Here is an 11,160-nt window from a genome sequence, read left to right as displayed (position 1 = left end):
GCCCAGAAGGCGGTGCACCTGCTGGAGGCACCGCCCGGCGGTGACCTGTGGGCGCCGAGGCCGGCCGCCGAGCAGCTGGACTCGATCGTCGGCTGACCCGTGGGCGGGAGTTCCTGAGCGAGCGCTTACCATGGCTGGGATCGAGCGCCGCAGCGTCGCGAGCGCCTCACCGGGTCAGATCGAGGAGCCCCGCCCGTGACCGTCGAAGCCGATCCCGCGTCCGTGACCGCCGAGACCCTGCCAGGGCCTGTCGTGTCGTACGGCCGGCTGATCCCCGTCACCGTCCACTTCGACGACCTGGACGCGCTCGGACTGCTGCACAACGCCCGCTACCCGGTCATGGTCGAGCGTGCCTGGTCCACCCTGTGGCAGGAGCGCGGCTTCCGCTTCGAGGGCGACTGGGAGGCGGCGGGCGACTTCTGCAACGCCGTCAAGGAGCTGCGGATCAGCTACGAGGCCCCGGTCACCAAGCCGGGCGCGTACGCCGTGCACCTGTGGCTGGAGCGGCTCGGGAACACCGGGCTCACGTACGGGTTCCGGTTGTGCTCGGCGGACGGGGCGGTGACGTACGCGCACGGCACCCGGGTCCTGGTCCGGCTGGACGCGGCGACCCTGCGGCCGACGTCGTGGAGCGAGCGGTTCAGGGCCGCGGGCCGTGAACTGTTGCGCTCGGCGGACTGAGGAGCTCTGAGGAGCTCGTCGACAACTAGTCGTCCGGGTCCTCGAACCAGCCACGGCGCTGAGCCTCGGCGCCCGCGGCGAAACGGGTCTCGGCGGAGAGCTCCTGCATGAACTCGCTGATGCGACGGCGCACGGTGCGCGGGGTCAGACCCAGGCGCCGGGCAACCGCCTCGTCCTTGAGGCCCTGCCGCATCAGCGCCGCGATCTCATGGCGCTGACGTTCCCTTTCCCCCGTGGTGGGCGACGGACGAAGGCCCAGCGGGCGAGCGTCGCGCCACAGCAACTCGAAGTAGTGGCGCAACGCGTCCACAGCGACGGGCGACGTCAGGTGAAGGGCCGCGCTGGAACCGGTCGGCGTCAGTGCCACGAGAGCCTGAGAGGAGTCAGTGATCTTCATCTTCATCGGAAGCTGCGGCAGGACGCGTATCTCCTCGCCGGCGGCGGCACAGCTTTCGATGATCACGGCGCCCACGGGGTCGCTCAGGAACGTGGTTTCGTAGATGCTCCGATGCCGCACCCCGCGGGCGATCGACGCGGCCGTCGGAGGCTGCGCCGAACTCTCCGTGAGGGGTAGGTCGTAGCGGAAGGTCTCCAGCGTCAGATGCTCTTCTTTCGCCGCCGTACCGATCGTGTTGGACAGAGCGGCGATGTCGTCGGAGTCCGTGAGAACGCGCGCGAGGCGGTGCGAAGAGGCTTCCTGTCCCTGTTGATCCGCCAGTTGACGTATCTGCACGGCTTCCCGCCGGGCGCGGACCATGACGTCGTACTGCGCGTTGAGCTCGTGCTGCTTCTGGGCCAGGGCGGCTTCCACGGCCGGCACCGGCGCGGTGGCCGCCAGGACCGGCGGATCGTGGGGCAGCACGTGCGCCAGCCCCAGAGCCAGGAGCCGGGCGACGCTCCCGTCGGCCCCCAGTCGTTTGTCGGCCTCTTTCAACGGAATGGGGCCATCCGTTTCAGCCAGGATCCGATAGCTCTCCGCGATCTCCGGTGTCGTCAGTGCCGAAAGCATGTCCGCGGTGCGAGCCAGAAGCTCCGTCGCCCTACTGGAGAGAACGACGGATATGTCAATGAGTCCGGCGTCTCTCAGTGGCCTGCTGTCCACAATTTTCCTCCCCGTTTTCCTGCCGAACCGCCCACTATTCCAAACGAAGGTTGGAGCTCTTCATAAATCGGCCGAAGGGTCCGCACGAGCACCGTGCCCGGAGAGTGGGCGCAGGTCAGCGCGTCACGGCTGGGAACGCGCCGGGCGTCGCGCCCGGATGACCGCGCTCAGCGGCCGCCTTCGGGGCTCGGCTGTCGGGCGCTGACCGGTGAGGATGTTGGCCCTTTGTGTCCAATCGGCCACAACCGCCCCTGGCAATCCGGTCCGGCACCCTGTGAACTCGCCACTGCTCAGGAAGTACGTGGGTCACACGGCGGGGGAAGTCCGAGCATGTACAGCAGCACGACCATGACCATGGCCGAAAGCGAACCGAAGAAGTCGGCGCACCGGCCGAACGGCACCGTCGTCGGATGCCAACGCCGTTTTCCCAAGTGACGCCTCACCATGTCGAGCGCACGCCTGTCAGGCACCGGCTGAGCCGGCCCGACACCCGTGACCGGCGCTCGGTCGCCGGCCCCGGGATCCGATCTCACCCGGTCGTCGACGACTCATTTGACGGCGGACGCCCGGTCGTCGTCGACCGGTAGCCGGTCCGAAGATCGACGCAGCCACGGACCACTGACGCTCCCGGCTGTTCCGTACCTGTCTTTCCACGCTGTGGATGTCAACGGAGACACTGGTCATGACCGACACACCACCGCCTCGTCCTGCCCGGAAACCGGACGAGACGCTCCCGCCCGGCCAGGGTGAGATCCGCGCCGCAGGAATCGCACCGCGGGGTGCGGACGGCCCGCGGGCTCTCGCTCACGCTCCCGAAGAGGCCGAACCTCACGCCGACGGCACCCTCGCTTGGCCCATGGCACGCCTCGTCGCGGCTCGTCCGCTTCCCGGAACCCCGGCGGCGCTCACCACGCCGACCGCCCGGTCCGGGGCGCGTGTCATGGTGCCGGGGCACCCGTCCGGCCGAGCGGGCAGGCGACCATGACCGGGCCGGCACCTCGCCCGCAGACGGATTCCGCACCGCCCCGCACGGAAAGGGTGGCGGTCGACGCACTGGTGCCCGGCGACTCCCCCCGGGCCGGAGATGTGGATCTGGACTACGCCAGATCGCTGATGGCGACACGGGAACTGCCGCCGATCCTGGTGTGCCGCCGCACGATGCGCGTGATCGACGGAATGCACCGGCTCACGGCGGCGATGCTGGCCGGTCGCCGCGAGATCGATGTCCACTACTTCGACGGGGACGACGAGGAGGCATTCGTCCAGGCAGTCCAGGCCAATCTGCACCGCGGCCGGCGGCTGAGCCAACAGGAGCGATCGGCCGCCGCCCACAGGATCCTGGCGGCCTACCCGCAGTGGTCGGACCGGGCGATCGCCCAGGCCGCCGGTCTGTCCACCAAGACGGTCGCGGCGATTCGGCGGCGTTCATCCGGGGACGGACCTCAGTCGCACATCAGGGTGGGCCGGGACGGCCGTGCCCGCCCCGTGGACGCGGCCGCCGGCCGGAGACGCGCGGCTGCCTACCTGCGCGAGAACCCCGACGCGTCGCTGCGCCGGATCGCCTCCGCCGCCGGTGTCTCCCTGGGCACCGCCCGTGACGTCCGGGCGAGGATGCAGCGAGGTGAGGACCCGGTCCTGCGGAAGGACACCGGCGCCCTGGCCGAGCCGGTGCCGCTGGCCGCGGTCGAGGCCGGTGAAGACCTCGCCGTGCCGATGCGGCACCGTGTCGCGCACAATGATCCCCTCGCCGTCCTCGCCCGTGATCCTTCGTTACGGTTCTCGGACACCGGTAAGCGGTTGCTGCGCCTGCTGGACAACCGCGCTCTCGTGGGAGCCGAGAGAGACCTGCTGCTGGCGGCCGTACCTCGGTACAGCCGGGCGGTGCTGATCGCGGCGGTGCATCAGCACATCGACGTGTGGCGGGCGTTCGTCAACGTTCTGGACCAGGCGAGCTGACCCACGTCGTCGCACCAGGAAGGCCGGCGCCCGATGGCGCCGGCCTTCTGGCGTTCCCTGCTCTTCCGCACCGCTCAACAGGTGTTGTCACCAGCGGCTTTTCCGGTATTGAACGCCCGTTCGCCCTGCCTATGCTCCGAGCGACCTCAGGAGGTGGGTATGGAACCGAACCAAGGCCGCGGGGGAATCCTCGCGCTGCTGGACAGGAAACCCGTATCGGATCGGACCGCGGAGTGGCTCGCCCGCGTCGACAGGATCGCCCCGGTTGTCGAGAAGTGGCGGGAGGAGGGCGAACGGCGCAGGTCCTCTCCCGTGGCGGTCTTCGAGGCCCTGCAGGACGGCGGGTTCCACCGGATGCTGGTCGCCCGTGACCTCGGCGGCTCCCAGGTGCCGCTGGAGACCGGATCCGAGGTCCTCCAGGCCCTGGCACGCCACGACCCGGCGGTCGCGTGGCAGATGGCGGTGCAGGCCGCGATCGGCCGGCTGTCGGACTACCTGCCGGAACAGGCGGCACGTGAACTGTTCCGCGACCAGGACGCGCTGGTGGTCGGCTCGGTCAACCCCACCGGTCAGGCAGAGGCGGTCGACGGCGGCTACCGCCTCTCCGGCCGCTGGGGTTTCGCGAGTGGCTCGGCACACGCCGCCTGGCTGGTGTGCGCGGCCCGGGTCACCGTCGACGGCACCCCGCGGACGACGGAGCACGGCCCGGACATCCGGATGCTCTTCGTCCCCAGGACCGCCGTACGCATGCTGGACAACTGGCACACCCTGGGCCTGCGCGGCACGGGCAGCGAGGACTACGAGATCGACGGCGTCTTCGTGGGAGAGGAGTACACCGTGTCCCAGCGGGACATGTTCTCCGCTCCGCCCGACCGCCCGTCCCGCGGCTACGGGATCAGTTACTACGACTTCGGCCTGTTCGGATCGTCGTCGACCGTCCTCGGGACGGCGCGCGCGGCGCTGCGGGAGTTCCAGCGGCTCGCCACCGTCAAGAAGCCGATGGCCGGAACGAGCACCCTCGCCGCGAGTCACACGGTGCAGGACCGGTTCGCCCGCGCCGAGGCGCAGGTGAGGGCCTCCCGACTGCTGCTGGCGGACGCCGCCTGGCATGCCGAACAGTTCGGCGAGGTGGGTGCGGAGCCGCTGAGCGCCACCGTCCGGCTGGCCGCGGCGACCGTGGCCGAGCACTGCTGCGAGGCGATCTCCAGCCTGTTCACCGTGGCGGGCACCTCCTCGCTGTACGCGAGCAGCATGCTCGAACGCTACTTCCGTGACGCGCACTCGGCCGCGAAACACATCACGCTCTCGCCGACCAACATCGAGATGGTCGGCCAGTACCTCCTCGGCGGCGGTCTGAGCATGCGCCGCTGACTCCGCCCGCCCGGCCCATCTTCCGCAACCGCGACCTGCCCGGAAGGACAACCATGCCCACCATGAAGGCCCTTCAGCTCGTAGCCCCGCGTCAGACCGTCCTCGCGGAGGTGCCGCGCCCCACGGCGCCCGCCGACGGCCTGTTGCTGCGCACCCGCTGCGTGTCGATCTGCTCGACGGACATCTCCTTCTACGAGGGTCACCTCTTCCCCTCTTAGTACCCGATCATCCTGGGACACGAATACCTCGGAGAAGTCGTCGAGAAGGGGCCGGAGTTCACCCGTCCCGACATCGAGATCGGCGACCGCATCGTGTACTGGGGGCAGACCGACTTCGGAGGTTTCGCCGAGTACCGCACCCTGCGTCCGATCTTTTCAGGAGAGATCAAGGAGGACGTCTTCTGGGCCGACCGGAACTTCAACGACGATCTGCGGGCCGCCGCGGTCAAGGTACCCGACGCCCTGGACGACCTGCAGGCATCGTTCATCGAGCCCACCACCGGCGCGCTCCGCTCGATCCTGGCGAACCCGCCGAAGATCGGCGACAAGGTCCTGATCATGGGCACCGGCCCGATCGGCATCATCGCCGGCAGCGTCATCAAGCGCCTGCTCGCGCCGAACCAGGTGGTGTCCGTGGACGCGAACCCCGTCCGCAACCGGCACGCCGAGGAACACTTCTCCGAGCGTGCGTACCTGCCCGAGGAACTTATCGCGGAGGTCGCGGAGAACACCTTCGACTACGTCTTCGACGCACTTCCCACCGTCAAGGTCGACGACGAGGAGAAGGACCCCCGGCGGGTGGCCATGCGCCGGCTGAAGCCCAAGGGCCGCTACGTGCTGTACGGGGCGTCCCAGGAGATGCAGAAGTTCGACACGTGGCTGATGCTCGCCAAGGGCATCAACATCTCCGCCTCACCGTTCGACGTCACGGTGTTCCCCATGCACCACTCCGCGAACGTGATACAGGCGGCCATGCAGATGCTGGTGTCGGGCATCGTGGACGGCAAGCGCCTGCTGTCCACCGTGCACAGTTTCGACGACTTCGACGGCCTGGTCGAGATCTTCAAGAACTACCGCAGCACCACGGATCTCAAGACCATCGTGGACTTCCGCGCCGCCTAGCGCGGACGTGCCGGCAACAGGCAACGCGCGCCCCGTCGCGACGCCCGGCACTCCCCAAGCTCTTCGAGCAGGGGCACCCAGAGCACACACCGGACGCGCTCCCCGACGGGCAGACGTTGCCTGCCGCGGCACCAGTCCGTCCCTGTCGCACACGCTGCCGAGCCCGGCGGGCGCTCCTGTCCCCGCCGCTGTCCGCCGGGTCCGGCCCCCGCCAGAAGGGAAGCAGGACGTGGACACGCCCAGGGTTCGCCATACCGCGGACCAGGAAACGGAATTCCTCGTCGTCGCCAATCGCCTTCCGGTCCACCTGGAGGCGCACGGCACGGCCGAACCACGATGGCAGCGCAGCCCCGGAGGGCTCGTCAGTGCCCTGGAGCCCATTCTGCGCGCCCGGCGCGGCGCGTGGGTGGGGTGGGCCGGTACCACCGGGGACACCCCCGTGGCCTTTCACGACCCGGACCTGCGGCTGCATCCGGTGCCCCTGAACGAAAGCGAGTACCGCGACTACTACGAGGGTTTCTCGAACGCCACACTGTGGCCGCTGTTCCACGACGCGGTCGCGCCACCCGAGTTCAAGCAGGCCTGGTGGCAGAGCTACCGGCAGGTCAACCAGCGGTTCGCGGAGCACACGGCGGCCGTGGCCGCGCCCGGTGCCACCGTCTGGATCCAGGACTACCAGCTGATGCTGGTCCCGGCACTCCTGCGGGAACGGCGCCCCGACGTGCGGATCGGGTTCTTCCTGCACATCCCCTTTCCGCCCCCCGAACTCTTCCTCCAGCTGCCCTGGCGCACGGAGGTCGTGGACGGGCTGCTCGGGGCGGACCTGGTCGGTTTCCAGCTGCCCGGTGGTGCCCGGAACTTCCTGCAGCTCGTCCGCAGACTGCACCGGGGCGAGAGCGTGGCCGGCGGCCAGCCCACCCCCGTGCTCGGAACGGTGCGGCTGCCGGGACGGACCGTCCGTGCCGGGGCCTTCCCGATCTCGATCGACACGGCGGGCCTGGAGGCTCTGGCCCACAGCGAGGCGGTAAGGGAACGGGCACAGCGGATCCGCCACCGGCTGGGCGGCTCCCGGAAGATCATGCTGGGGGTCGACCGGCTCGACTACACCAAGGGCATCGACCAGCGCCTGCGTGCCTTCGAGGGGCTGCTGGCCAAGAACCGGATCACCGCACAGGACACCGTCCTGGTGCAGATCGCCACCCCCAGCAGGGAGCGCGTCGAGCACTACCGACGGCAGCGCGCCCGCGTAGAAGCACAAGTCGGGCGCATCAACGGGACCTTCGGGCAGGTCGGCCGGGTCCCGGTGCACTACCTGCACACCACGGTCGACCGCACGGAGCTCGCCGCCCTCTACCAGGCCGCCGACGTCATGCTGGTGACGCCGCTCCGCGACGGCATGAACCTGGTCGCGAAGGAGTTCGTGGCGGCCCGCCCGGACCTGGGCGGTGCGCTGGTCCTCAGCGAGTTCGCCGGCGCCGCCCATGAGCTGCCCCAGGCGCTCCTGGTCAACCCGCACCACCTGTCCGAACTCGAGGACACCATGGCCGCCGCCCTGGATCTGGAGGAGCGGGAGCGACGGCACCGCATGCGGGAGTTGCGCCGCCACGTCCGCGAGCGGGACGTCCACCACTGGGCCCGCTCCTTCCTCAGCGCGCTGAGCGAGGGCGGGCACGGGGCCGTGCCCGGGGAGTCCGAGATTCCGGCCCGGCGCACGATCGTCGCCTGACCCCGACAGGTCCGAGACACCGACGACAAGGACGTACACACCATGGCCTCCGCCCCTCCCCGACACCGCGTGCGCAAGGCCGTCATCCCGGCAGCCGGGCTCGGCACGCGCTTCCTGCCCGCCACCAAGGCCACGCCGAAGGAGATGCTTCCCCTCGTCGACAAACCCGCCATCCAGTACGTCGTCGAGGAGGCCGTCGCCGCCGGCCTCGACGACGTCCTCATGATCACCGGCCGTGGCAAGCGCGCCCTGGAGGACCACTTCGACCGGAACGCCGAACTGGAGGCGGTCCTCGCCGGCAAGGGCGACACGGCCCGGCTCGACCTGGTGCGCGCCGCGACCGACCTGGCCACCGTGCACTACGTCCGCCAGGGCGACCCCAGGGGCCTTGGACACGCCGTCCTGTGCGCGGCCTCCCACGTCGGCGACGAGCCCTTCGCCGTGCTGCTCGGGGACGACCTGATCGATCCCGCGGACCCGCTGCTGTCCCGCATGACCGGCGTCCGGCGGGAACTGGGCGGCAGCGTGATCGCCCTGATGGACGTCGGCACCGAGCGGATCCACCGCTATGGCTGCGCCGCGGTCGAAGCCGGGTACCAGGAGGGCGTCCTGCGGGTGACCGACCTGGTCGAGAAACCCGAGCCGGGCCGGGCCCCCAGCACCCTCGCCGTCATCGGCCGCTACGTCCTCGACCCGGCGGTCTTCGAGGTCCTGGCCAAGACCGGACCCGGACGGGGTGGCGAGATCCAGCTCACCGACGCCCTGCGCACCATGGCAGGCGCTCCGGAGATCGGCGGCCCGGTGCATGCGGTGGTGTTCACCGGCGACCGCTACGACACCGGTGACCGCGGCGAGTACCTGCGCGCCACAGTGCGGCTCGCCTGCCGGCGGGAGGACGTCGGCCCGGAGTTCCGCACCTGGCTGCGGGACTTCGCCGCCCGGGAGCTCGCCGCATGACCGAGGCCTCGCGCCGGCTGAGCCGGCACACCGTTCCTGTCACCGTCCTCTGACGCACCCATGCCCATGCCTGAGGAGGCCCGCACCCATGCCCCCCAATGCCCGAGAACTGGACTTCACCCGTGCCATGGCCCGTGTCCCGGGACCCGTGGTCGTCACCACCACGGTGGATGCGGCCGGCCGCCGCTGGGGATTCACCGCGAGCTCGTTCGTCTCCCTGTCTCTGGCTCCGCCGCTGGTGACGGTCAGCCTGGACAAGAAGGCCAGCACGCACGCCGCCTTCACCACCGCGGACTTCTTCATGGTCAACGTCCTCGCCCACGACCAGTCCGACATCGCCCGGCGTTTCGCGACCTCGGGTGTCGACCGGTTCGCCGCCGGGGACACCGTCACCCTCGAACGGGGACTGCCCGGCATTCCCGAAGCCGTCGTCCGGCTCGCGTGCCGTATGCACGACGTCGTGGACGGCGGTGACCACAGCATCCTGATCGGCCGCGTGCTGGACTGCGTCACCTCCGTGGACCGGGAGGCGCTGGTGTACGTGGACCGCGCCTTCGTCCGGCCCGCGGGATCCGTCCCCGCAGTGGCTCGTGCCCACTGAACCGGCGCCGGGCGCGAGCCCTCGACGGCCCAAAGTGGCGATTCTGGGCACCGCGCATCCCCACCTGGCCGACCACCTCCGTGTGCTCGCGGGCCACGCGGAGGTGTGCGCCGTCCACCCTGGCCGGTATCCGACCGGTACGTCCCGCCGGCTGCACGAGCTCCGTGACGTACCGGTGGTGGCCGACGCCGCCCTCGCGGACGCGGAGTTCGCCCTGGTGTGCTCCACCACTGCCGAGCACCGAGAGCTCATCGCCACAGCCGTGCGGGCGGGGACGCCTGTCCTGGTGGAGAAGCCGCTCGCCGCCACCGCCACGGAGGCGGCCGCGTCGGCGCACCTCGTGGCGACGGCCGGTGGCCGGGTGGCGGTGGCGATGTTCCTCCGTTGTGCTCCGGCCCTGCGCAGGGCCGGGGAGTTCCTGGCCGAAGGCCGACTCGGTGAACTCGTGGCGGGGGACGCGTGGTTCACGCACCCCGGTCTGCTGGACGGGTTCTTCGCCGACGCCGGCGCGATGTGGATGCTCGAACCGTCCTGGGGCGGCGGGAGCGCTTTCGCCGATCTCGGAGTCCACCTCGTGGACCTGTTGCGATGGCTGCTGCCCGAAGCCCCCCTCCGCGTCCGCGGAGCCTTGCTGCGCCCTCTCCCGGCGGGCGGGCCGGGGGATGCCGGGGGCACCGCTCTCGTGGAGTGGGGCACGGTTCCCGTGGCGCTGCACGCCGGGTGGACGTCTCGTTCCGGAGGCGTCCGCCTGCGGCTGGAGGGGACGCGGGGAACGCTTCGGGTGGACGGTGGCCACCTGGTTCTCGCAGCAGAGGAGGGGATGCTCATCGAGGCCCACCGGCCACCTGCGGCGGGTGATGCCACGACCGCCTTCCTGGCCGGCCGGCAGCGGACGCCCGAAGGGCGCCGGGACGTGGAGCGGCTGCCGGGACCGGATGACGCGGTGGAGTGCGCAGGCGTTCTGGAAGCGATCGCCGAGGCCGCCGTGTGACCGTGCTTCAGGCCCGGTCTGCGGACGCCTGCTTGGTGCGCCAGGTGGTCTTCTTGGCCTGGTTGCCGCATGTGCCCATCGAGCACCAGCGGCGGTTGCCCGGACGCGAGGTGTCGAGGAACCAAGCGGCGCAGCGAGGCCCGGAGCAGGCCCGTACCCGCTCCAGGGCGGGTGATGTCGCCAGGTCGAGCGCGTCGCGAGCTATGTCGGCGAGGACCGCGCCGACGGGATCGGCGGCGGTGTAGGTCAGCGCGCCGTGCTCGTCGAGCACCGGTACGGGGGGTGGTGCGGCCGCGGCCCGGTTCAGCAGTGCGCGGGCGCCAGGGGGGCACCCTGCGGGCCCGCTGTGGCTGCGGGCCGCTGTCAGGAGCGTGTGAACCGCCTCCCGCACCTCCCGGGCCTGCCGCAGAACTGCCTGGGTGGGGACCGGTACGAGGGTGTCGTCGGGATAGGGGCCCAGTTGGGCGACCCACGCGCTCAGCGCCTCCGGGGTGTCGAGCTCCTCGGTGGCGGCGTCCATGCCGCGCAGCCGCAAGGTGCGCATGAAGTCGAGGCAGAGCCGGCCGGAGCCGCTGCGGAAGCGGTTGCCCGTCGGCGCAGGAGTGACCGTCATGAAAACCACCCTACGTCGGAACCGGTTTTACTGGTACCTTC

11 protein-coding genes are annotated in these 11,160 nt (G+C 70.6%); 9 read left to right on the top strand and 2 right to left on the bottom strand.

Going from position 1 to position 11,160, the window contains the following annotated elements; genetic code table 11:
- The first annotated feature begins 222 nt into the window (after positions 1-222).
- Positions 223-681: an acyl-CoA thioesterase gene (locus tag N8I84_RS07920; RefSeq protein ID WP_263234692.1), complete on the top strand. Its 459-nt coding sequence runs from the start codon at positions 223-225 to the stop codon at positions 679-681.
- A 25-nt stretch (positions 682-706) separates the two neighbouring features.
- On the opposite strand, the gene N8I84_RS07915 is transcribed toward N8I84_RS07920, so the two are convergent.
- Complete coding sequence (locus N8I84_RS07915; RefSeq protein WP_263228888.1) at positions 707-1,690, bottom strand: helix-turn-helix domain-containing protein; 984 nt, start codon at positions 1,688-1,690, stop codon at positions 707-709.
- A 1,131-nt stretch (positions 1,691-2,821) separates the two neighbouring features.
- Between N8I84_RS07915 and N8I84_RS07910 the strand changes: the two genes are divergently transcribed.
- The 8 genes from N8I84_RS07910 to N8I84_RS07875 all read left to right on the top strand — a co-directional run bounded on the left by N8I84_RS07910 (position 2,822) and on the right by N8I84_RS07875 (position 10,506).
- The gene (locus N8I84_RS07910; protein ID WP_263228887.1) at positions 2,822-3,739 is read left to right on the top strand and encodes a ParB/RepB/Spo0J family partition protein; all 918 of its coding nucleotides are present in this window, start codon (positions 2,822-2,824) and stop codon (positions 3,737-3,739) included.
- Between the two features lie 159 nt (positions 3,740-3,898).
- The gene (locus N8I84_RS07905) at positions 3,899-5,110 is read left to right on the top strand and encodes an acyl-CoA dehydrogenase family protein (RefSeq protein ID WP_263228886.1); all 1,212 of its coding nucleotides are present in this window, start codon (positions 3,899-3,901) and stop codon (positions 5,108-5,110) included.
- A 53-nt stretch (positions 5,111-5,163) separates the two neighbouring features.
- The gene (locus N8I84_RS07900) at positions 5,164-5,328 is read left to right on the top strand and encodes a hypothetical protein (protein ID WP_263228885.1); all 165 of its coding nucleotides are present in this window, start codon (positions 5,164-5,166) and stop codon (positions 5,326-5,328) included.
- 93 nt (positions 5,329-5,421) lie between these two features.
- Positions 5,422-6,231: an alcohol dehydrogenase gene (locus tag N8I84_RS07895; RefSeq protein ID WP_263228884.1), complete on the top strand. Its 810-nt coding sequence runs from the start codon at positions 5,422-5,424 to the stop codon at positions 6,229-6,231.
- Positions 6,232-6,460: 229 nt separating this feature from the next.
- Positions 6,461-7,957, top strand: coding sequence for an alpha,alpha-trehalose-phosphate synthase (UDP-forming) (locus N8I84_RS07890; RefSeq protein WP_263228883.1), 1,497 nt, complete (start codon positions 6,461-6,463; stop codon positions 7,955-7,957).
- 42 nt (positions 7,958-7,999) lie between these two features.
- Positions 8,000-8,914 carry a UTP--glucose-1-phosphate uridylyltransferase GalU gene (galU, locus tag N8I84_RS07885; protein ID WP_263228882.1) on the top strand — a complete coding sequence of 305 codons (915 nt, stop codon included), beginning with the start codon at positions 8,000-8,002 and terminating at the stop codon, positions 8,912-8,914.
- 88 nt (positions 8,915-9,002) lie between these two features.
- On the top strand, positions 9,003-9,515 hold the full coding sequence (locus N8I84_RS07880) for a flavin reductase family protein (protein ID WP_263228881.1): 513 nt from the start codon (positions 9,003-9,005) through the stop codon (positions 9,513-9,515).
- Positions 9,516-9,549: 34 nt separating this feature from the next.
- Positions 9,550-10,506, top strand: coding sequence for a Gfo/Idh/MocA family protein (locus tag N8I84_RS07875; protein WP_263228880.1), 957 nt, complete (start codon positions 9,550-9,552; stop codon positions 10,504-10,506).
- A gap of 7 nt (positions 10,507-10,513) precedes the next feature.
- Here the strand turns inward: N8I84_RS07875 and N8I84_RS07870 are convergent, their stop codons facing one another.
- Positions 10,514-11,119 (bottom strand): CGNR zinc finger domain-containing protein, encoded by a 606-nt coding sequence (locus tag N8I84_RS07870; RefSeq protein ID WP_263228879.1) that lies wholly within the window; start codon positions 11,117-11,119, stop codon positions 10,514-10,516.
- Positions 11,120-11,160: the final 41 nt, after the last annotated feature.

The organism is Streptomyces cynarae (assembly GCF_025642135.1).
Taxonomy (GTDB): domain Bacteria; phylum Actinomycetota; class Actinomycetes; order Streptomycetales; family Streptomycetaceae; genus Streptomyces; species Streptomyces cynarae.
The sequence above is the reverse complement of the archived record's forward strand: the minus strand, read 5'-3'. Positions and strand labels throughout refer to the sequence as shown.

What these genes read in the sequence shown, in the direction of transcription:
- N8I84_RS07915 (WP_263228888.1), bottom strand. Translation starts at nt 1,690, where the DNA reads ATGCTTTCGGCACTGACGACACCGGAGATCGCGGAGAGCTATCGGATC.
- N8I84_RS07905 (WP_263228886.1), top strand. Translation starts at nt 3,899, where the DNA reads ATGGAACCGAACCAAGGCCGCGGGGGAATCCTCGCGCTGCTGGACAGG.
- N8I84_RS07900 (WP_263228885.1), top strand. Translation starts at nt 5,164, where the DNA reads ATGCCCACCATGAAGGCCCTTCAGCTCGTAGCCCCGCGTCAGACCGTC.
- galU (WP_263228882.1), top strand. Translation starts at nt 8,000, where the DNA reads ATGGCCTCCGCCCCTCCCCGACACCGCGTGCGCAAGGCCGTCATCCCG.
- N8I84_RS07880 (WP_263228881.1), top strand. Translation starts at nt 9,003, where the DNA reads ATGCCCCCCAATGCCCGAGAACTGGACTTCACCCGTGCCATGGCCCGT.
- N8I84_RS07870 (WP_263228879.1), bottom strand. Translation starts at nt 11,119, where the DNA reads ATGACGGTCACTCCTGCGCCGACGGGCAACCGCTTCCGCAGCGGCTCC.